Source organism: Psychrobacter sp. CX97 (assembly GCF_057396285.1).
This window is the reverse complement of sequence record NZ_JBXYJE010000006.1, coordinates 79,815-102,518: the sequence shown is the minus strand read 5'-3', so window position 1 is coordinate 102,518 and position 22,704 is coordinate 79,815. Positions and strand designations below refer to the sequence as shown.

At 40.2% G+C, this 22,704-nt stretch carries 18 protein-coding genes; 10 read left to right on the top strand and 8 right to left on the bottom strand.

Going from position 1 to position 22,704, the window contains the following annotated elements:
• The first annotated feature begins 250 nt into the window (after positions 1–250).
• Positions 251–1,450 carry a methyltransferase gene (locus AC2SLL_RS06450; RefSeq protein WP_486530864.1) on the top strand — a complete coding sequence of 400 codons (1,200 nt, stop codon included), beginning with the start codon at positions 251–253 and terminating at the stop codon, positions 1,448–1,450.
• 162 nt (positions 1,451–1,612) lie between these two features.
• On the opposite strand, the gene cysG is transcribed toward AC2SLL_RS06450, so the two are convergent.
• The 4 genes from cysG to AC2SLL_RS06430 all read right to left on the bottom strand — a co-directional run bounded on the left by cysG (position 1,613) and on the right by AC2SLL_RS06430 (position 6,410).
• Positions 1,613–3,079 (bottom strand): siroheme synthase CysG, encoded by a 1,467-nt coding sequence (gene cysG / locus AC2SLL_RS06445; RefSeq protein ID WP_486530863.1) that lies wholly within the window; start codon positions 3,077–3,079, stop codon positions 1,613–1,615.
• Positions 3,080–3,392: 313 nt separating this feature from the next.
• Positions 3,393–4,022 carry a phosphoadenosine phosphosulfate reductase domain-containing protein gene (locus AC2SLL_RS06440; protein ID WP_486530862.1) on the bottom strand — a complete coding sequence of 210 codons (630 nt, stop codon included), beginning with the start codon at positions 4,020–4,022 and terminating at the stop codon, positions 3,393–3,395.
• Between the two features lie 83 nt (positions 4,023–4,105).
• On the bottom strand, positions 4,106–4,735 hold the full coding sequence (locus AC2SLL_RS06435; protein WP_486530861.1) for a DUF934 domain-containing protein: 630 nt from the start codon (positions 4,733–4,735) through the stop codon (positions 4,106–4,108).
• Positions 4,728–6,410: a nitrite/sulfite reductase gene (locus AC2SLL_RS06430; RefSeq protein ID WP_486530860.1), complete on the bottom strand. Its 1,683-nt coding sequence runs from the start codon at positions 6,408–6,410 to the stop codon at positions 4,728–4,730. The genes AC2SLL_RS06435 and AC2SLL_RS06430 overlap by 8 nt, the downstream gene beginning before the upstream one ends.
• A gap of 221 nt (positions 6,411–6,631) precedes the next feature.
• Between AC2SLL_RS06430 and sat the strand changes: the two genes are divergently transcribed.
• Positions 6,632–7,891, top strand: coding sequence for a sulfate adenylyltransferase (gene sat / locus AC2SLL_RS06425; protein WP_486530858.1), 1,260 nt, complete (start codon positions 6,632–6,634; stop codon positions 7,889–7,891).
• Between the two features lie 223 nt (positions 7,892–8,114).
• Here sat and AC2SLL_RS06420 read toward each other — a convergent pair whose 3' ends face one another.
• Positions 8,115–8,798, bottom strand: a complete 684-nt coding sequence (locus AC2SLL_RS06420) for a carbonic anhydrase (RefSeq protein WP_486530944.1) — start codon at positions 8,796–8,798, stop codon at positions 8,115–8,117.
• Between the two features lie 589 nt (positions 8,799–9,387).
• Here AC2SLL_RS06420 and AC2SLL_RS06415 point away from each other — a divergent pair.
• The 4 genes from AC2SLL_RS06415 to AC2SLL_RS06400 all read left to right on the top strand — a co-directional run bounded on the left by AC2SLL_RS06415 (position 9,388) and on the right by AC2SLL_RS06400 (position 14,008).
• A complete protein-coding gene (locus tag AC2SLL_RS06415) occupies positions 9,388–10,503 on the top strand; it encodes a sulfate ABC transporter substrate-binding protein (protein ID WP_486530857.1) in 1,116 nt (371 codons plus the stop codon).
• A 582-nt stretch (positions 10,504–11,085) separates the two neighbouring features.
• Positions 11,086–11,970: a sulfate ABC transporter permease subunit CysT gene (cysT, locus tag AC2SLL_RS06410; RefSeq protein WP_486530856.1), complete on the top strand. Its 885-nt coding sequence runs from the start codon at positions 11,086–11,088 to the stop codon at positions 11,968–11,970.
• Positions 11,971–12,115: 145 nt separating this feature from the next.
• Positions 12,116–13,144: a sulfate ABC transporter permease subunit CysW gene (gene cysW, locus AC2SLL_RS06405; RefSeq protein ID WP_486530855.1), complete on the top strand. Its 1,029-nt coding sequence runs from the start codon at positions 12,116–12,118 to the stop codon at positions 13,142–13,144.
• 141 nt (positions 13,145–13,285) lie between these two features.
• The gene (locus AC2SLL_RS06400) at positions 13,286–14,008 is read left to right on the top strand and encodes a sulfate/molybdate ABC transporter ATP-binding protein (RefSeq protein ID WP_486530853.1); all 723 of its coding nucleotides are present in this window, start codon (positions 13,286–13,288) and stop codon (positions 14,006–14,008) included.
• A 227-nt stretch (positions 14,009–14,235) separates the two neighbouring features.
• Here AC2SLL_RS06400 and AC2SLL_RS06395 read toward each other — a convergent pair whose 3' ends face one another.
• Complete coding sequence (locus AC2SLL_RS06395; RefSeq protein WP_486530852.1) at positions 14,236–16,209, bottom strand: bifunctional metallophosphatase/5'-nucleotidase; 1,974 nt, start codon at positions 16,207–16,209, stop codon at positions 14,236–14,238.
• 392 nt (positions 16,210–16,601) lie between these two features.
• Between AC2SLL_RS06395 and AC2SLL_RS06390 the strand changes: the two genes are divergently transcribed.
• Positions 16,602–17,414 carry a hypothetical protein gene (locus AC2SLL_RS06390; protein ID WP_486530851.1) on the top strand — a complete coding sequence of 271 codons (813 nt, stop codon included), beginning with the start codon at positions 16,602–16,604 and terminating at the stop codon, positions 17,412–17,414.
• A gap of 374 nt (positions 17,415–17,788) precedes the next feature.
• Positions 17,789–18,610, top strand: a complete 822-nt coding sequence (locus AC2SLL_RS06385; protein ID WP_486530850.1) for a M12 family metallo-peptidase — start codon at positions 17,789–17,791, stop codon at positions 18,608–18,610.
• Positions 18,611–18,872: 262 nt separating this feature from the next.
• Here AC2SLL_RS06385 and AC2SLL_RS06380 read toward each other — a convergent pair whose 3' ends face one another.
• Together AC2SLL_RS06380 and AC2SLL_RS06375 are read right to left on the bottom strand one after the other, a co-directional pair.
• Complete coding sequence (locus AC2SLL_RS06380; RefSeq protein WP_486530849.1) at positions 18,873–19,790, bottom strand: universal stress protein; 918 nt, start codon at positions 19,788–19,790, stop codon at positions 18,873–18,875.
• Between the two features lie 234 nt (positions 19,791–20,024).
• A complete protein-coding gene (locus tag AC2SLL_RS06375) occupies positions 20,025–20,297 on the bottom strand; it encodes an ArsR/SmtB family transcription factor (RefSeq protein ID WP_486530848.1) in 273 nt (90 codons plus the stop codon).
• 364 nt (positions 20,298–20,661) lie between these two features.
• Here AC2SLL_RS06375 and AC2SLL_RS06370 point away from each other — a divergent pair, with 364 nt between their 5' ends.
• Complete coding sequence (locus AC2SLL_RS06370; protein ID WP_486530847.1) at positions 20,662–21,951, top strand: arsenic transporter; 1,290 nt, start codon at positions 20,662–20,664, stop codon at positions 21,949–21,951.
• A gap of 207 nt (positions 21,952–22,158) precedes the next feature.
• Entirely contained in the window at positions 22,159–22,668 is a 510-nt protein-coding gene (locus AC2SLL_RS06365; RefSeq protein ID WP_486530846.1) for an arsenate reductase ArsC, read from the top strand.
• Positions 22,669–22,704: the final 36 nt, after the last annotated feature.

The window sequence follows — 22,704 nt, the reverse complement described above, 5'->3', positions numbered from 1 at the left end:
TCTAAGAAGTTGATACCCTATTTCTTTAACGGCTTTTTAAGAAGGTTGCTAATAGCTTTGAGTAGTTACCTTCTCGTGTGGCGAAGTTGGCTTGTCTATAATAGTCAGCGAACTACTAAACGGTTACGGCGTTAACCTCGTTAAGCCTACTCCAGTAGTACTTGCACTCGGTTGCCTTGTAACCATTTTAGACTTCTTTGACTATAGTGTATGATATGCCTATCCAATTTTTAAGTGAAAGGCAGAACAAGTGTTAGAACCAACCAAACAGTATGTAACTTGGCAAGAAGGCGATACCCAACATAAGGCACTTTGGATATCTCAAAGTAATTACGAGCCGCCAATCCGTATCGTAATAGTCGATGACACAACCACAGCAGGTGAGGCTTATCGCTTAGCCAACGCTGGCACGTCTATGCTGTGGCGAGGCGATTTTCATAATGCTAAGCAATTACTACAAGCCATCCAGCGACGTATAGATCGTGTTGAAGCGCGTAAAAAGAGTAAAGGACTTAACAAATCTGCGAAAGATATAATTGAAGGTGCGACTACGACTGATTTAAAAGAATTCTCCAACGACTTACCCAGTCTTTTTCATAAAAATCGCCAAGTTCAATCGCAACGGGCTCGATTATTAAGTCGTCTGTTATTACAGCTTGATGAAAACTATATCAGCAAGCTACGTCGTGCGCCTGATGTGAGTGCTGCTTGTACTGCGGCATTTGGCAAGATATCTGAACCATGCATGTTGTCATTCCGTGATCTACAAGGGGCGATAGGGGCGGCGCAGTGGCGTGAAAAAGGGGTGCCCATTAAGGCATTAGGACTATCCATTTACCCGCATTATGGAGTTTTTGCACCCACTCGCCAAGAATATGTGCAATTGCTGCTTGATGCACCGCTACCTGACAGTCGTAATATTGCCTATGACATTGGTACTGGCACAGGCTTACTCGCTATTGCACTTGCCAAACGTGGCTTTAATCAGATCATAGCGACGGACTTAAGCCCTCGAGCGTTGGACTGCGCTCAGGATAATTTGAATCGTTTAGAGTTAGCGAACGTGCAATTGCAACAGGCGGATTTATTTCCGACAGATGCGCCATCTGCCAATATAATTGTGTGTAATCCGCCTTGGTTACCCGCTAAGCCAAGCTCGCCGTTAGAGTATGCCGTTTATGATGCCAATAGTACCATGCTACGAGGGTTCTTAATGGGCGCAAAGCAGCATTTAGCGGAGCATGGCGAGATTTGGCTGATTTTGTCAGATTTGGCTGAGCATTTAAACTTGCGTACCCGTGAAGAACTATTAGACTGGTTTGAAGAGGCTGGTTTGACGGTAAAATACCGACTTGACACTGAGCCTACTCATGGTAAAAGCCAAGATATCACGGATCCGTTATTTGAAGCACGTAGTAAAGAATTAACATCGCTGTGGTGTTTAACTTAAATAGTCTAAGTAAAACACTGCAATTGCAGTTGTGCGAGGGACGAGCACCGAGTTGAGTCATTAAGAAAAGTGGAGCTCTGATACGCATATTTCTGAGGCTTTTAGTCTTTCGATACTGAGGCCCTGCTTTTGTTTCTTCTTAGGGTTGTTGCAGTAAGAGGCTTAAACCATATTAAGCGCATGCGCCTGCTGATCGGTATCGCTAATATGTTCGCCATACCACGCCAGATTGTCATGCAGTTTGGCAACCTCACCTACGATTAATAATGCTGGTGTTGGTAGTGGGTTGGCCTCGTGCTTGGCAACAATATTGCTAAGCGTACCCGTCATGACTTGCTGGGTTGGCAGACTGGCATGTGACACAATCGCAATCGGCGTATCTTTATCACGTCCAGCGCTTATGAGTCCTGTGGTCAAACGCTCTAATGAATGTAACCCCATATAAAAGACAATGGTCTCATTAGGGTTGGTTAAAGATTCAAAGCCATTATTCGGCTCGCCAGACTTTAAGAAACCAGTGACGAAGCGCACCGATTGTGAATGGTCACGATGGGTAAGGGGTATGCCGGTATAGCAAGCAGCAGCACCAGCAGCAGTAATACCGGGCACTACTTGATAGGGTATGCCGGCTGCACGTAACGCTTGAATCTCCTCACCACCACGCCCAAACACAAAGGGATCACCACCTTTTAGACGCACCACACGTTTGCCTGACTTGGCAGCATTGATCATCAATTGATTAATCCCTTGCTGAGCGACGGCATGGTTACTGCGTTTTTTACCCACAAATACTTTGTGCGCATCTCGGCGGCAAAGGTCTAATACCTCAGCCGATACCAGCGCATCATGATAGACAATATCGGCTTGTTGCATAAGGCGCAACGCCTTAAACGTCAAAAGTTCAGGATCACCGGGGCCAGCACCGACGATATAAACCTCTCCTATATTTTTTTTATTGTTAGACTCTGTATCCGAGGTATTGCTTGCTATCTCATTAGTAGCAGCCTCTAAATTATCTTTTAACGCCTTTTCTGCCTCACTGTCACGTCCAGAAAACATGAGTTCACTAACCTTGCCTTCAAACGCTTTTTCCCAAAACTGACGTCTGCCCGTTAGTGTCGGTATTTTTGATTTGACTTCATCTCGCATATCGCCGGCAAGCTTCGCCAGTCTGCCATAGCCTTGAGGTATTAAAGTTTCCAACCGAGCACGGGTAAGGCGTGCCAGCACAGGCGCTTTACCATTTGATGAAATACCGATAACGATAGGGTTTCTATCGACAATGGCTGGGAATATAAAGTCACACAGTGGCGGTGTATCAACCACGTTAACCGGTATGTTTAAGTCTTTACAATCTGCATGTACTCGGCGGTTTAATCTTTCATCGTCTGTACCCGCGATGACGATTCGTTTACCTTCAATATATTTTTTGTCGTACTGCGCCGTAATCAAGCTGTGTTTTTCATCAGCCAGTAGTTCACGTATCTCTTCACTGATCTCTGGAGCCAATATCGTAATAAGTGCCCCAGCACGAGACAGCAGATCCGCTTTACGCTGAGCCACTTCGCCACCACCGACAATTAATACCGGTTGATTTGTTAATTTAAAAAATAAAGGAAAGGTATCCATAATCCAAAAACTTACACTGAAAATATGTTGCCATTATGTCGTAAGAAGCGTTAACAAACATCTTAGAAGTTGATATTACTTAATTCGTATTTTTCATAACAGAGTCTGGTTTTCTATTCTTTAGGAGTTTTTGAAATTTGTTTTATCCGTGTTAAATAGCAGCATATATAAAACCGATGACTTGAATGCTATTAAGCATTAGTGGGATAAGATGAAAGATAACAAACAAAAAAAACACCGCTTACATCGAAGCGGTATTTTTATTAGCCAAATCATCATCTCTTATAAATAAATCTATTATTAAAAGCTAAAGTTACAGCTGAGTATGCAATCCACACTCGCGGTTTTCCTCAACCTTAGTGGGATCGAAGTAATCAAACTCATTGGGTAAGTCATTTTCTTCTAAGTAAGCATCTAAATCGTTGTCAGTTTTGTAGAACAACGGCGCTACTTTTAACACGCCATCTTTTGATTGGCTGAGTACGTCTAAACCCTGACGGAATTCAGTTTGATCCTTGCGAATAGCATTAAACCAAACGTCAGGTTTTAATTCACTAAGGGCACGTTTGAATGGCTCAAGTTTTACTTGCTCAGTAAACTCAGCATGTAGGGGGTTGTTAACACTTGGAATACCATTAAACGTCGCATCACGATGAGCGCTGGTTTGCTTAGGAATATATGTCACGACATTAAGATTTAAGTCTTTAATCAGCTTGTTGGCAAACTTATAAGTTGCATCAGTATTATAACCCGAGTCTACCCATAATACAGTGATGTCAGGCTTTTGCTTGGCTACTAAATGTAAGATAGCAGACTCGTACGGACGGAAGTTGGTGGTAATAATCGGATTTTCAGCTTTTGCTAACGCCCATTCTACGATTTGCTCTGGTGTCTTGCCGTTTAATTCTTTGTTAGCTTGGTCAATATTGATATCGATGCTCATAAAATGTCCTTAAGCGAAAAAATGTAAAATAGTTAATCAGTGAAATAGTTAATCAGTAAAACTCTAAAATAATCATTAAAAATTTATCTAAACATGGGTAACTGACTGGCTACGCTACCATCGTATGAGGAGGGTAGCGCACTAAATAGGAAGGGAATATCTTCTGTCATCTTCTCATCAGGAATGACGAAACTATCTACTCCCGCACGTTTTAAGTAAGCAATTTGGTCAAGACCAAACTCGCCAGCGATGCGAATTTCGCCTTTAAACCCCTGTTGACGCAGATGACGTGCTTGACTAAAGCTACGTCCATCAACAAAAGCTGGCTGAAATAAGACGATTAGGTCAAGGTTATGTAATAGTGGACGGTCTGCATCCTTACTGGCTTTAAGTAAATCATCTAATTGGTCAGTACTCACATTGGTATCTGCCCACAGTCCCATACGGCTTGAGCGCCCTGCAATGAGATCTAACAGCTCCTTTAATAATCCTTTAGGAGCGCCTGTAGTAGTGGCTTTTGTATCTGACTTAGGAGCGACGACTTCATTTAATGGCAAGATCACATCTAAGCGCTCGTCTTTGTGCAGTAGTTCACTCAGCTGAATGCTTTTAATGGATACAGATTCAGGAAGCTCAGCCGTATTAATAGCATACCAACTATCATCATTTGTCATGCTAATGGCTTCATCATTTAAGATATGATAACTACCCATATACTGCCTCCTTGAATGGTTCGATACCCACACGTTGCACGAAGTCAGCAAAGGGTTCGGGGCTATCGCCTTCAACGTGGCGCTGATTAGTATATACGTTTAAAATCTTCTTTAGGGTTGGTGCTACCTCCTCAGTGGCAACAGAGCGCCCTAAGATATTACCAAGACGAGTGTCTTCTTTTGAGCTACCACCCAAGCTGATCTGATACCAATGCTCGCCTTTTTTATCAACACCTAAAATACCGATATCTCCAACATGGTGGTGAGCACAAGCGTTCATACAACCAGACATATTCAGCTGGATATCTCCCAAGTCATATAAGTAGTCCAAATTATCAAAGTACTTCTCAATTTGCTCAGCGATGTTATAAGTAGTGGCATTGGCCAGCGCACATAAATCAAATCCTGGGCATACAATCATATCAGTAAGTGTACCGATATTAGCCCGTGCTAAGTCAAGCTCCGTTAGAGCTTGCCATAACGCATAAAGATCAGTCTCTTTAACATCTGCAAAGACTAAGTTTTGCTGATGCGTAGCACGGATCTCAGCAAAGCTGTACTCATCTGCTAGGTCAGCTAAGCGATCAAGTTGATGATCGGTAATATCTCCAGCAGGTACATATTTACCATTAACGAGACCTGATTTTAAAGAGACGATTACAGCACGATAGCCAGCAACTTTGTGTGCTACTGTATTTCGTGAATACCAGTCTGAAAAGGCCTTTTCTTCAAAGTGTTTGTTGAGCTCGGTTTTGCTGGCCAGTTCATCGATGTTTTCGTAATCGAATTCTGGAAAGTAGCTTTTAGCGGTTGCAAAGTTATCTTCTGTTAAGGTAAGCGGTCCATCTTTAGTGAACGTTTCCCATTCTTTTTCAACCAGCTTACCAAACTCTCTAGCACCCATACTCTCTACTAAAATTTTGATACGGGCTTTATATTTGTTGTCACGTCGGCCGTGTAGGTTATAGACGCGTAATATGGCATCTAAATAGCTCAATAAATGTTTCCGCGGTAAGAATTCACGTATGGTCTTACCGATAATAGGGGTACGACCTAATCCACCACCGACGATTACCTCAAAGCCAATCTCGCCTTGTTCATTTTTAATAATATGTAAGCCGATATCATGAACCTGAGTGGCTGCTCGGTCTTCTGATGTCCCGATAACAGCAATTTTGAATTTACGTGGTAAAAATGCAAACTCAGGGTGAAAGGTTGACCACTGACGAATAATCTCACAATAGGGGCGTGGATCTTCAATCTCATTGGCATTAACGCCCGCATAAGGATCAGTGGTGGTATTACGGATACAGTTTCCTGACGTCTGAATGGCGTGCATCTGCACCGAGGCCAACTCAGCAAGGATATCCGGTACTTCTTCAAGCTTAGGCCAGTTTAATTGTAAGTTAGTGCGGGTAGTGAAATGACCATAGCCTCTGTCATAACGGCGTGTAATATCTGCTAGCTTGCGTAATTGATAGCTTGCCAACAGACCATAAGGCACGGCAATACGTAACATAGGCGCATGACGTTGAATATAAAGACCGTTTTGTAAGCGCAATGGTAAATATTGCTCCTCGGGTAACTCTCCAGCTAGGTAACGACGGGTTTGATCGCGAAACTGCTCAACCCGTTCATCGACCATGGCTTGGTCCGCGTGAGTGTACTTATACATAATTATTATGCCTTTAGATAAATAAAAATCATGGCACTATACTACCTAGGCATTGTCCAATCCATAAATTCATAATAGTCATATCTATATCCAAACACAGCATAGATAAGAATAAGCAAAGTTGGTTAGTCTAGTGCAATCAAATTTTTAAAAGAGTTTAGATCATTGATTTAAGCTTATTTTAGCACTCTATAAACTCTCTATAAGTACTGGATGATGTTATGACTGAACAAAAAATAGTAAAACGCTTAGGTAAAACGAGCATCGTACCCCCGCATGGAAGCACTGAGCTAAAGCCTTTGTTGCTAGAAGGAGAAGCACTGAGTAAAGCACTTGAAGCGGCCAAATCATTACCACAAATTACCTTAACCTCTCGCGAACGGGGTGACTTAATCATGCTAGGCATTGGTGGATTTACTCCGCTAGATGGCTTTATGAACCAAGCCGATTGGAAAGGGGTTGTCGACGAGATGACCTTAAAGTCAGGCAGTAATAATGGTCTGTTTTGGCCAATTCCCATCACACTGTCAACCACTAAAGAGCAGGCAGATACCCTAGCGCCAGGTAATGACGTCGCATTGGTCGCTGAGGATGGGGAGATCATGGGGGTTATTACCGTTGAGGAAACTTATACTATTGATAAAAATCACGAATGCCAGCAAGTATTTACCACTACCGATGAGGCGCATCCGGGAGTTAAGCAAGTATTAGAACAAGGCGAGGTAAACGTGGCAGGTGCGGTTAAGGTATTTAGCCAAGGCGAATTCCCAACTTTATATCCTGATATTTATAAAACACCCGCCGAAACTCGTGCTTTATTTGAACAGAAAAACTGGCAAACCGTGGCTGCCTTCCAAACCCGTAACCCAATGCACCGCTCACATGAATATTTGGCAAAAATTGCTATCGAGATTTGTGATGGGGTAATGATTCACTCTTTACTAGGTGCTTTAAAGCCGGGCGATATTCCCGCGGAAGTGCGCCAAGAAGCCATTAAGACATTAATTGATAACTACTTTAAAAAAGATACGGTCATTCAAGCAGGCTACCCTTTAGATATGCGTTATGCAGGCCCACGCGAAGCTTTATTGCATGCGCTCTTCCGTCAAAACTATGGTTGTAGCCATTTGATTGTTGGTCGTGATCATGCCGGTGTGGGCGATTACTACGGCCCCTTTGATGCGCAAGCCATCTTTGATACTATCGATAAAGATGCGCTGGAGACCAAGCCGCTCAAGATTGATTGGACCTTCTGGTGCAATGCGTGTCAAGCAATGGCATCGACCAAAACATGCCCGCATGATGCTGAGCACCATGTAAAAGTATCGGGAACCAAGCTACGTAAGGCTTTATCAGAAGATGCTCCAGTGCCAGAGAATTTCAGTCGTCCAGAAGTGTTAGCAATCTTACGCGAATACTATGCAGGCATTGCCAAAGAAGACCGTGCTGAGATTAAGCTATCAGGTGCTTCAGCGGTTTAAATATCGTTAAAATTAATTTGACAAATTTTAAGTGGTAAGCCGCTATATTCTAAAGAGCACCCTAAAGAGCACCAAGTAACTTTAAAATACTTGGTGCTCTTTTTTACTTTTTTGCTACTGAATTGGCTTTGATTAAGTTGATCATTTAACATTTGATCATTTAACAATGGTCAGATTTAATAGGCAACCTAGACAATCATTAATATTATAACCATAAGTGCAACTATTTAACCAATAAAACATCACGTTTACCTAAAGGCTTCACGGGGCGATTATTCCCTTCATACAGTGTAGATAAGTCTACTAACTGGGTTGCAGTGATGGACTTTGGGTTTTGCATCACATACCACTGTACTTTTTCTGAGCAAGGAGGTGTTGTTAAAGATCCTTGATAGTGATAAAAGCCAGTCGCTGTTGGTAGAATTTCACTAATGTTAATATTTTTTACTAAAACCGGTTGACCTGTTTTAGCAGTAGCCTTACTACTATTAACCAAACGTTTAAAGTTTGTATCATTAGATGTATTGGTAGCATTCGGGTTTAGCATAACCCCAATCACAGCTAAATGACCATTAGCATTTGCATGTACAAAATGAATTTCAGCGGGATAGTTTACCCCAGATATTTGATGTTCACTTGGAGTATGATAATGAAATTGTTTTAAGGTATATAACTCGCCTTTAATAGTTGTTGTATTTTTATCATCTTGTGGTGTATAAACGACAGTATGGCCATTACTAATAACTTCTATATTTGATGTTGAAAAGTTTGATTTAGGGGCAGCGTCAGAGCTTTTTAATACAGTTTCAATATTAATGGGAGACTGTTCTTCGCCAATCTTACAGGTCTCATTTCCTTTGATATCACCCCAAAATTCTGGACCATTGTCTCCAAGGTAACTCCAGATAGAAACATGATTATCCGCATGTTTATTGATAACATTCTGCGTGTTTGAATGAGTAGTTGAATGAGTGTTATTTACTGTGGATGAACAGCCAATAAGGCCAATGGTAAAAAGAGTAATGGTCAGGGTGTTTAGGGTTAGATTTTTAATAACTTTGCTCCTTGAGGCTAGGGGTAAGTTTAATGCTTAAACATTAATGAATATAACTACTTCATGATAAACCTACTGATACTTTTAATATTTAACTGACGACTGAAAATATAAATACAATCAACAGTTAAATAGCTATAAACCTTTAATGCCTTAGACTAAAGACGAATATTAATATATCAGTAACACCGCATTAGCACAAAACAATCGCTCATTTTTTTCTAACAGTCTTACCTTCTGCCAGTTTAAAATGTTATGACCACAATGGCTATTTTATTAACCAGAGCCTCATTTTATTTTTCTATTTTAACTTTTAAGTAGAGCCATTCATATTCCATTTCTTCAATACGATAGCCTAACTCATCACTAAACATAAGTCATAACCCCTGTTAGCATAACCAGCATCAAAAAATATACTTCTGCCAACAAAGGACACAGAAAAATGGCAATTACATTTAATTTCAGCCAAGGCACCCTTACAAAAACCGCTAAGCTCGCTTCAATTAGCACAGTAGCAGCATTAGCGCTGGGTCTATCCGCCTGTAGCAATCAAAGTAAAGATGAGACAGCGGATAGCAATGCTGATAGTACTAAAGCAACCTCGGCAGAAGCAAAAGATATAGAGCTACTTAACGTCTCTTATGACGTAGCACGTGACTTTTATAAAGACTACAACCCTATGTTTGTTGAGCATTATAAAGCTGAACACCCTAACGTTAATATTAAAATCAAACAGTCCCACGGTGGATCAAGCAAACAAGCTCTTTCAGTTGCTAATGGCTTACAAGCTGATGTGGCAACCATGAATCAAGGCTCTGATATTGAGTTATTGCAAAAAAGAGGCCTAGTAGCTGACGACTGGACGGATGCCTTCCCAGATTACTCGGTTCCTTTTACCAGTACCATCGTGTTTTTAGTTCGTAAAGACAACCCCAAAAACATTAAAGGTTGGGAGGATTTAACTCAGTCAGGTGTGGAAATCGTCATGGCCAATCCAAAAGTGACCGGTAATGGCCGATATGCCTTTTTAGGGGCTTATGGGTATGGATTACATACTTTTAATAATGATGAAGATAAAACCAAAGGTTTTGTGAAAGACTTACTTAAAAATGTAAAAGTTTATGAAAATGGTGGGCGTGCAGCGACCACTACGTTTGTTCAACGTAATATTGGCGATGTGCTAATTACCTTTGAAAATGAGTCAAATTTAGCGGCGACAAAGTTTGGTAAAGGTCAAGTTGATATTGTTTATCCCGATTATTCGATTAAATCAGAAAGTCCAGTAGCCGTTGTTAAGACGGTTACTGACAAGAAAGGCACTACCGAAGCTGCCACAGAGTATTTAAACTACTTATGGAGCGATGCGGCTCAGCAATTGGCAGCTGATTTGTACTTACGCCCCAGTGTGCAATCTGTACTTGAGGCCAATAGTGACAAGCTACCACCAGTAGATACTTTCCGTCCGAATGATGTTTTTGGATCATGGGATGAAATTATGGACAACTTCTTTAGTGAAGGTGGCGTCTTTGATCAATTGGCGATCAATGCACCGAACTAAACCATCTTTTAATAAAAAGCTCGTTATAAAACGATAGTTGCAACATCCGGTTTTTATATAGGTTTAGCAAGACGTTTGGTTAATAATTATCTACCTTGACTAATAATAGGGCGTTTTCAGTAACGCTCTAAATTATTTCAAACCTTTAATTGACCAAGCAATCAAGTTTTAAGGGCAGGCTATTAACACAGTCTATTTATTCAACGAATGCAGTTGGGAATAAGCGGTTATCTAATAGATAACGCTTATTCCCAACTGCATTTTTTGTTGGGTAAAAGCTTATTACCTCATAAATTACAATTGTTTCAATCAGTAAGCAATAGGCTATTGAAAGTGACATAAAAAGTTCAATAAACATGTGAAGGATAAAAGGATAAATAGCGTTTGAGTATTTAACCTATTAAGTCATCTAAAAAGGGGGTACCAGAATCTAAGTATATTCCTTTTATTCACTACGATAGCCTTATTCATCATTAAACTTAATAACCGAGCCCTGTTAGCATGAGCACTACCTAAAAAGTAGCTATTTTAAAGTAGCGATATTTAAAGAAGCAATCTGAAAATCTAAGCAGTGAGACGGTAATGAATCAACCAGCCCCATCGACAGTGATAGCAGAACCTAAACGCTCTTGGCTAACAAGATTGCGTCAGCGTAATGTACTGCCAGGCTTTGGCTTATCACTGGGTATTACTGTCTTAAGCTTATCGCTTTTGGTTATATTACCTTTTGCAATGATGGCGTATACCACTACTCAAATGGGCTGGAGCGGATTTATTGGAGCAATTAGTCAGCCACAAGTGAAAGCAGCAATTATCTTGTCGTTAAAGATGTCGTTTTATGCCATGTTGACCAATATGGTGTTTGGCACATTAGTGGCTTGGGTATTGGTACGTTATGAATTTTTTGGCAAATCTTTAATTAATGCTTTAGTCGATTTACCTTTTGCCTTACCCACGGCAGTCACAGGTATTTCACTGGCCACTTTATATGCGCCCAATGGGCTTATTGGTCAGTTTTTTGACAAAGTAGGCATTCAAGTGGCATTTACGCCAATTGGTATTTGGTTGGCCTTAGTGGTGGTTAGCTTCCCGTTTATTGTTCGCGCTGTACAGCCCGTATTAGAAGAGTTATCGGTTGAATTCGAAGAAGCAGCGGCCGTATTGGGTGCCAATCGCTTGACCACCTTTCGTACTATCATATTGCCAGAGCTATTTCCAGCGCTGTTAATGGGTGCTGGCATGATGTTTGCTCGTGCTACTGGCGAGTATGGGTCTGTCATCTTTATTGCTGGTAATATTCCGATGCAATCTGAGATTTTGCCGTTAATCATCATTAGTAAACTTGAGCAATTCGATATTGAAGGCGCTTCGGCTGTTGCATTATTTATGTTGCTTATCTCTTTTGTTATCTTACTGGCGATTAACTTATTACAGTGGCATTTGTCTCGTCGAGTTGGTGCGAAATAAACGCTGTTATAAAAATTATCTGAAGGCACTGTTACCGCCAAACTTATGGCAACCTCTATAGTAGTAACAGTATTTCAGGTACGTACAGGTGCAGTTATTAAATTTAGCTAAAGTAAAGCAAATTGGGATAATCTAGGAAAGCGTTATGCAAATTTCAAATGGCTACAATTATCAAGACAATGCCGCTACTAAGGATGCACCATGGGTGCGTGCCTTATTTATCGGTGTTGCTTCGGTATTCATGATAGTCATGTTGGTTGTCCCGTTATTGGCTGTGTTTTACGAAGCTTTTAAAGGAGGCTGGGAGCTGTACCTTGCGGCATTGGTTGATCCTGAGGCCATTTCCGCTATTAAATTGACCTTAATTACAGCGGCTATAGTGTTACCCATTAATATTGTTCTGGGTATTGCCATCGCATGGCTGGTTACCCGTTATCAGTTTAAAGGTAAGCAGTTGGTAACCACATTACTGGATTTACCATTTTCAGTATCACCAGTGGTTGCCGGTCTAATGTTTGTCATGCTTTTTGGTCTCAACTCAACCATGGGTGGTTGGTTAGAATCAATGGGGATACAAGTGATATTTGCGGTACCGGGCATTGTTTTGGCTACTTTATTTGTTACCTTTCCCTTTATCGCTCGAGAGCTTATACCTCTGATGCAGTCTCAAGGCGATAGCGAAGAGCAGGCGGCATTGACTTTGGGTGCTTCAGGCTGGCAAGTATTTTGGCATATTACTTTACCGAATATTAAATGGGCACTGTTATACGGTATTATTTTGACTAATGCGCGTGCGATGGGCGAGTTTGGTGCAGTTAGTGTGGTATCCGGCCATATCCGCGGCGAAACCAATACTATGCCATTGTTAGTGGAAATTGCCTATAACGAGTATAACTTTACGGCTGCATTTGCGTTATCGAGCTTGCTGGCTGCTTTGGCATTACTGACGTTAATTGTGCAACAAGTGATGTCAAAACTACAGACTCGTAAGTACGCTAAGGGTAATGACCGTGCAGCAATTACTGCACCTGCTTTGGTCATACCTAAAGGTCATGATGCCGATAAGCCAGAGATGCCTACTATTATTGACAGTATATCGCATACGGCTTCTAGTACAGGAATAAATACTGACCAGACACGGTCAACTAAGACAAACAAAGATCAAGTCAAGTAAATGATTAAGCCACACAAATGAGTAAGGCCAATAAAGGTATAAACCTATTGTCTGTCCATTTGTCCATTGTCTTTAGATGGCTTTCATTAAAAGTACAGTTACTATAAGTGCAATGAATGCAACTTAACAAAGAGTGTAAAGATGAGCATAGATATTCATAAAATTCACAAAAGCTTTGGCAATTTTGTCGCACTGCAAGATATTTCTTTAAGTGTGCCAACGGGTAAGTTAACCACACTTCTGGGGCCCTCTGGTTGTGGTAAGACCACCTTATTACGTATTATTGCAGGACTTGAGTATGCGGACAGTGGCCGCATCTTGTTTGATGGGGTGGATGTCACAGATACCCCTGTGCAAAAGCGCCATATTGGCTTTATGTTTCAGCACTATGCCTTGTTCCGTCATAAAACCATTAGTGAGAATATTGCCTTTGGGTTGAAGCTGCTGCCAAAAGATGAGCGACCCAGCAATAGCGATATCAAAAAAAGGGTGAACCAATTACTTGACTTAGTACAATTACCCACTTTAGCTAATGCCTACCCCCATCAGTTATCTGGTGGTCAGCGTCAGCGTATTGCATTGGCTCGTGCTTTGGCAGTTAAGCCTAAGCTTTTGCTATTAGATGAGCCGTTTGGCGCACTTGACGCCAAAGTGCGCAAAGAATTACGAACATGGTTAAAAACAATTCATCACGAGTTAGGTGTGACCAGTATCATGGTAACCCATGACCAAGAGGAAGCGCGAGATGTATCCGACGAGATTGTGGTAATGAATCATGGCTCAGTAGAGCAGATTGGCGCCCCAGAGGCGCTCATTGCCGATCCTGCGAATGACTTTGTGGCAGACTTTTTAGATTTGGTATAGTAAGCTTTACTACAGTTGCAGTTAACTACGATTTTTAAACTACCAAGACTGTTTCTGGTTAATGGCTATCTTTTTACCTTCTTAGAAAAACAAAAAAACACCTGACATATTGTCAGGTGTTTTTTTATGTTATATATAAAGTCTTGTTTGCTCCACAAACGATATAAGTTCTTTTTCTTTGTTGTCACATCAGCGTTAAGTATCACGAACGGTAAATCAAGTCTGTCTTATGGGTCAAGCAAAGTACCATCCGCTGTAATAACCGTCTTGTGTGAATATTCGCTACGGTCAGGGCGTTTGATAGTGCTGACTTTATTCACATAATCAATGAAAGATTGGGTATAAAGAAGTTTGGTATCTTCCACCTTGCTCTTATCCGCAAATATTGGTCCAAGGGTTAAGTATCCATCGCGACCTTCGGCGATATAATCATTGGTAACCATGATGTAGGTTTTATTCAAATCAAGGTTAGACCATTGCCCCGTTTTACGGTCACGTGTCTCAACATTACGCACACGTTTACCTTTTTCCTGAGTCAGATCTAAATCCCAACGTAGGCCATCAGCATAAGGATGAGAGCCAGATGAGCCCCCCATCTCTAAGTGGTTAGAGATAGCATCTTCTAAAGTATCAATGACTTGTTGACCGGTTATTTCCAGATTAACCAGTGTATTACCAAATGGGAGTAGGGTGTAGGCATCGTTATAGGTCAAATCGCCCGCTGGCATTGTGGTGCGCACACCGCCCGCATTTTGTAGAGCAAAGTCCGCACGTAAAGCACCATCTAAAAATGCCTTGGCCACCACTTGGGCAATGTCACTACCACGTGCGCTAGTAGCGGTTTTTTCACATCCAGCAATGTCAGCAGAGCGTGTGGTGCCAGGCACACGAACAAGACAAAGTGCATCATCGGAATGACCAAGCTTTTTAGATAAATTATCATCTAATGCGTTAGTGTAAGTGGCGAGTACACCGGCTGCCTGTGTGTTTTCGCTATAGGGCAAGATAAGGTCTTTACTTAACAAGTCGGCCTTACCTGCTAATAACTTAGTCAGTAGGGTTTGATTGCTTTGCGCATCTAAAGGCTCAAAATCTGACTTAGCTTCGTTGTATTTTTCAAAAGTTTCAGCGACTGGAATAATGGCCGAGCCTTGGCAGTGAGTCACTTTACCTTTATCATCAAAGCCAACATCCATCAAACCTACAGCTTTGGTGTATTCCCAAGCTTGACCAATACATACCGTATCGCCATCTTTATTGGTTATCACTGTTGGATACTCGCCTTGAGCACCAAAATTATCATCTGGAGATGCGCCGTAGCGTGTGAAATCGCCCAGTAATGTGTGCGAATCACCACCAATAATAATGTCAACACCGGACAATTCAGCAGCTAATTTTTTGTCATTTTCATAGGTGTAATGCGTTAATAAAACAATGTGCTCGATACCTTTGTTTTTAAGCTCAGTGATATAGTTTTGTGCGGTTATTTTTTCATCTAAAAACTCAGTTGAGGTAAGCGGGCGTGATGAGTTTTTAGTTTTACTGGCAATATCTATGCCGATAATACCAATCTGTACACCGTCTTTAGTGGTTTTGATGGTATATGGTTTAATATAATCATCTACTTGGCTGGCGGCTAATGGTGTACCTAAGGATGGTTTCACATTTGCGCCCAACACAGGGGTTTTACAGTTGGTAGTATTGCCTTCAGTACCATTTAGCCTGTCTAAAAAGGTCTTTAATCCTGTATCACTTTCATCAAATTCATGGTTTCCAAGACTAAATGCATCAAAACAAATGGTATTCATCATGTCAGCATCTGCATCGCCTTTATAAAAACTAAAGTAACGCGTGCCTGTGATCGCATCACCTGCATGTAGCTTAAAAAAGTTACCATTTGCATAGGTATCTTCTAATGCGTCAAATACGGTTTTGATACGAGCAAACCCACCTCTATCAGCACGGTAAGTGATGCCATCAATCAAAAAGCTTTGTTTGCCCTCAGGTTCCAAATGAGAATGGTGGTCATTAATATGAGCAATGGTTAAGTTTATGGGCTCAAAGGTAGAGTTAACTTTAGTATCGGATTCGTTATCATCATCACATCCGCTTAGCAGTCCAATTGACATGAACAGAAGCGCTGAGCATAAGCTCGTTCTTAAAAATAAAAAAGGGGGTTTTTTGAGGTTGAGATTACTCATCTATATTTACCTATTCGTTATTTATGGGGTGTCATACTAGATTAATCACTGAAAGTTAGTGCGTGTATAAAGCATACAGTTTGCTCATAAAAGATGACATTACAGTTAAGCGCGGATGACAAATTGATGATTCTGTTGAATAACTAATTTAAAAACTGACGAAAAAATAACATAAAAGATTCTCAAACACTCATACGGTCACAAATTAACATAGCTCGTTAATTAATTTATAAATATATACTCTAGTCTTACAATTTAGAAATAATTTATTAGCATTATCTATACAGTTAGAAAATAAGTTCATGAACCTTCAAACACAACAAATACATTTACAGCATCATTATATATTTGGTTCATTCGAAATACGTTTTAAAACAAATTGGTGGTTACTTATGAAATTTAAAGTTATCGGACCAGTTGCAGCATTAGTAATTACTATAGGAAGCGCAGTTTTGGTTTATGGTAACCAGAATAATAACAAAGATCATGCATTAGCAAACATGAACTCGGAAGAGAACTCCGACTCATTAAGTGAACCTTCACTAGCCAACCATAATTTATCCTCCGCTATATCTCATGAAAACAAAAGTGCCGATATTGATAACGATAGCGCAACTATAATGCCTACAGACGATATGTACATTACTGAGCCTGAGCTAAAAGACAGGCTTAATGAAATACATAAGCGTCGTCCTGAATTAGACCTCAGTCTAGCGCAGCTAAAAGCGCTTATAAATAAACCAGATGCTTGGCAGGCAGATAGCTCTATAGCAAGCAAATTAGGCAACAAGTTAAAACCAGGTGATGCCGAAGACGGGAGGGTATTTATCCGCTTTGATCCTGTGAAAATTGAGACGCTTGTACCCAATGACAGATTAGAAATGCCTATCCCACATATGAATGATACCTTCACTATGGTGGTTGAAGAGGTTGACAATGATGACCCTGATATAACCGTATGGCGAGGCAAACTTGAAGATTTTGATAGCATTAATCGAGTTAATATTATTCAAGGTCATGAAAATGGTAAAACAGTAAGCCACATTGGTATTAATACTCCTGAGGGATTTTATGTTACTGATGTCTTTGATGATAAAGGCTGGATTGTACCCGGCGGTACACTGACAAACAAAGGCGGCGAAGTGATTATTCCTATAGATGAGAATGGCATTGAAGGAGAGCCTGAACAGCATGGCTTACACTAGGAGATTAATGCGCAAACTTCAGATAATTGTTAATCATAATAAGTGCAGCCAATTAAAAATTTGCTAAAAAATAACACCAATATTACTAGAAATACCAATATTACTAGATATGCACGATGAAGAACGTTAACTATGTAATAAAAAAGCTTGACTAAATAAAATATATGAGAAGTTCTTTAGAATATTTGAGTATACAAATTTAGTTAATATCAGGTAATAATGAAATGATGTCAACATCAGCTTAAAGCCGAGCTTTCATTATTATAAATATATCAAACTTATGGCGACAACTTGTCACAAGAAAGTTTTTAGGTTTTATGGCAACCAGTAAGACTTTCACTCTACTTTATTATATTCAATTAAGGGAATGGTTTATGAGTAATCGTAAAAGTATAACTAACTTAGTAGCTGGTTCAGCATTACTGCTTGGCGCCTCATCTGCATTTGCTGCTGATAACTATAATACGACCTGTCAAGATGCAGGAACCTATTGTGATGAAGTATCCCAGGAGACTATTGATCTGCTTGCCTTATATGATCAAGATACTATTGATTATTATGGTAGTGAAAAGTTTGTGACAACAATGCTAAAAGGCTGGGAGGAAGACGTTAACTCCTTTTATGCCAATAGTGGTGTAGGTTTAAAACTTCGTATTGTCGGTAAGGAGTTCTACAACTCTTCGGCAAGAACTCCTTCAGATCTATTGACTGAAATTCGCAGCAGTCGCTATGTTTATGAGCGTCGTAATGCTATTGGTGCAGATTTTGTGACGCTTATTCAAAATGTACCTGCATATAACGGTCGTTTTAAAACCTGCGGTGTTGGTTATACATCAGTGTACAAAAGTGCAGCATATAGTGTGGTTGGTGCTGACTGTGGGTCATTAACACTGGCTCATGAGATGGGTCATAACATGGGTTTATTACATTCTCGTCAGCAAGGCGATACCTCTGGTACACGTTATGCATATGGTCTTGGTCACGGTATTATGGGACGCTTCTCAACTATCATGGCCTATCCTCAGTCTTATAATACCAGAAACCAGATTGGTGTCTTCTCTAATCCAAATCTAAAATGTTCTGGATATGCATGCGGAGTGCCAGCTCAGTATTATAATAGTGCTAATGCTGTGTTAGCCATTAATAATGTCCGTCAAGAAGTTAGTCAGTTCAACCCCACCAAAACGTACTATTAAGATACGGTTAAGATAAGTGGGATTAGCGTACAGCAATCTTTTATTAAGACTGGTAGAGTCCAACGTTTAACATACCACACGTACTCTTACATTTTTTAATTAAAATAATGTTTAATCGAAATCATGACTAAAAAACCCCATTAACATATTTAATGGGGTTTTTTAATACGTTAAATACAGTACATTAGAGGACTGAGCTGATAAAAGTGTAAATAGCCCTGATTATAAAAGGGTATGTTGATGCCACCATCGGCATAGATGTTTAGCGTAGTAGCAGGGTGGGCGTCGTTGTTTTAGTTAATAACTTTGTTGTGGTGCTGCCTACAAAAAACTGTCGCCATTTGCTATGTCCATAAGCACCGATGACTATCATACTGACGTTTTTGTCTTGTTGAAATTTAGTTAGGGCTGAAACCACATCGTTATTATAATGCTTAGCATCTATAATATGCGTCGTTACATCTAACCCAGCCTCTTTCATTTGTTTTTTAGCTTTATAAAGCTCGTTCTCTTTTTGAGTGTCACTATGGCCAACCATAACAATATGTCCCTCCATAGCGGGCGAGATTTTACTCTCACAAATGATGTTTACCGCTTTTTTTGCCGTTGGACTACCATCAAAGGCAAGCATGTATGAGGTAGGGGGCTTAAAAGAATCTGAACAGACTAAAATTGGCACATGCATAGCACGAACAACGTTTTCTATCTGACTGCCAATATTTACCCCCTTATTACCTTCATAATGAGCAGATTCGCTTTGATGGTCTTGACCCCGTCTACCTAAGACAATAAGCCTTGTCTTATTGGAGAAATGCTCGATTGCTGGTAGCAGCTTACCTCGGCGTAAATGGGTGTGTACGGGTAGGGCATCATGGGTTAATGAGATATGCGATTTAGCATCGTAAACCAGCGCTTCTCCATGTTTATTAGCAATCCTTGATTGTTGTTCGTCTAATCTTGTTAATTCGTCAAGCAGAGTCCGGCGGCTATCCATACCAATAGACCCACTTAGATCATGTCTATTAGATTTAGGTACATCAATCACATGTAATAAAGCCACAGGTAAGTTCAAATGTGTCCCATACCAAGCTGCATAATCGCAAACCGACTGTGTCACATTTGAGCCATCAATACAGGCTAAAATAAGCGGGTCAGAAGACGATTTTATAGAGTTTGACATAGAGTATTCCTGTATTGCATTCCATGTTGCTATTTAATAAATTAATTAGTCAATCAATGGGGCTTTAAGTCATATGAGAAGGTGTGGCGTTAAGTGACTAGTAACTATCTAGATTTAGAACTTAACTATTAAAAACTTAGCTATTTAGATGAGAACTTATTTTGTGAGAACTGATTGGTATAGTGTATCGTAATTTTTATAGTGTAACCTAATTAGGTATAGCCGCCTAGCATATTACTTATTTTCAATCGTATTAATAACTTGCAAACACCATCTCGGCAGATCAGGGTTAAGGGCATACCACATCCAAGTACCGCGCCTTTCACTGGTTACTAATCCTGCATTTTTTAAATGGCTTAAATGGCGTGATACAGTAGGCTGAGGTTGGTTTAAATAAGTGGTTAAGTCACAAACACAAAGAGACTCACTGTCTCGAAGCAGCAAAACAAGATTTAGCCGAGTAGGGTCGCTTAACGCTTTAAAAAAGGCAGGGGCTTGCTGTGACATAAAAAGCCTATCAAATGTCTAAACATGTATATATTCGGATATGCGAATATAGTATAATTCTACTTAATAAATTTGGTGGCACTATGCCTAAGAATATATATGGCTAAAAAATAACACCAATAACACCAATAAAAGTGATGAGAAAGTTTTGTAGCTACAATCCTCGTTTGTAATTAAAAGCCTTAATAGCTAAAAATTGGTAAACAGCACTTTGGTCAACAATACTTTGGTAAACAGCATTAAGGGTATTAAAATTTTATCGGTTTTTAATTGCTTTTAATAGTAGCACACCTTCGAGTTTAAGCCCATATAGGTCAGGCTTATCGTTAGGAGGTGTAGTAATAACCCAAAAGATGATTTCATTATGTTTATTGCAGCGCTAATTTTTATTATTACTTTAGTATTCGTTATTTGGCAACCGCGTGGGCTAGGCATTGGCATTAGCGCAACAGTCGGTGCTAGTGTTGCTTTGCTCATGGGCGTTATTAGCTTTAATGACATCCCGGTGGTGTGGGATATTGTCTGGAATGCAACGTTTGCATTTATCTCTGTGATTATTATTAGCTTACTGCTTGATGAGTCTGGGTTTTTTGAATGGATAGCCCTGCATATTGCTACCATTGGGGGTGGCAGTAGCAAAAAGCTATTCGCTTTGATCGTATTATTGGGTGCCGTCGTTGCCGCTTTATTTGCTAACGATGGTGCAGCCCTGATTCTAACGCCTATTGTTATTGCCATGCTAATTCGTATGCGAATGTCTGCCGCCTCAACGCTTGCTTTTATCATGGCAGCTGGCTTTATTGCTGATACCGCAAGCTTACCTTTAGTGGTGTCAAATCTTGTCAATATTGTATCCGCTGACTTCTTTAATATCTCTTTTAATGACTATGCCAAAGTAATGGTACCGGTTAACGTAGTATCTGTATTGAGTTCTCTGGTTGTGCTGTACTATTTTTACCGTCGTGATATTCCACAATCTTATGATGTCAGTGTGCTTCCTGCGCCAAACTCTGCGATCAAAGATAGTGCAACCTTTAAGATAGGATGGGTTGTGTTGCTTGCGTTACTGGTTGGTTTTTTTGTATTAGAGCCTATGGGTATTCCTATTAGCCTTATAGCAGCAATAGGGGCGGCAGTGCTACTTGCGGTGGCTTCATTTAATAAAAAATTGCCGGTCGTTGAGGTCATTAAGGGTGCCCCTTGGCAGGTGGTTGTTTTTTCTCTAGGCATGTATTTGATTGTGTATGGTCTTAAAAACGAAGGGTTAACTCAGTATTTGACAGCTGCGTTAAATTATTTAGGCGACCAAGGATTATGGGCAGCAGCCCTTGGCACTGGTTTTATGTCAGCAGGTTTGTCGTCCATTATGAATAATATGCCTACCGTATTGATCCAATCATTAGCAATCGCTGATACAGCACAACCGGTATTGATTCAACAAGCAATGGTATATGCCAACGTCATTGGCTGTGATTTAGGGCCAAAAATAACCCCCATTGGTTCCTTAGCGACCTTACTTTGGTTACATGTACTTGCCAGTAAGGATGTACAGGTCACATGGGGCTACTATTTTAAAGTTGGCGTTGTATTAACGGTTCCCGTGTTATTTACTACACTGTGTGCATTAGTGATATGGCTAGGTATTTTGAGTTAATCGTGGGTCAATTTTGTTCGTTTGAGTCTGGGTTGTTTAAATTTTCATATGTAAATATTAAGGGGTTGGAGGCTGATTCAATCTACAAAATAGCCTAAGTAAATATTAAACTTTAATAAGATCAACTAGGCGTTATGCTCATTCAAGGTTTATGTCACGCATTTTTTTGATAATTTAACAAATAATTTTTAATAAAGGCTAATACTAATGTCAAAAGCAACTGAAACATATCCTCTAAAAGTCCTATATATTTGCACTCATAATCGCTGCCGTAGTGCCATATCTGAAGCCATTACTAATCAAAATGGCCAACATCGGCTCATAGCTAAGAGTGCAGGAAGTGCGCCGGCGGGCGAGGTGCATCCACTGACATTAAAATATTTGTCAGAATCAGGCTATTGTATAGATGGATTGACCAGCAACTCATGGGATGACAAAGATTATATGGGCGACTTTGAGCCTGATATATTAATAACGGTGTGTGACAATGCCGCAGGCGAGAGCTGTCCTGTATGGCTTGGTAAATTGCCCAATATGGTTAAATTGCATTGGGGGTTGAATGATCCTTCAAAGAATACGGATGATGAAGCACAAACCCAGAAAAACTTTGCAGAAGCTATAGCGATTATTGAGCAGCGAGTGTCAAAACTTTATGAAATAGCAGATATGCCAAATGATAAGCGTCAAAAAGCCCTATTAAAATTACAAATAGCCTAAGCAAATAAAATTATTATCCAATAAAAAATCCAATAA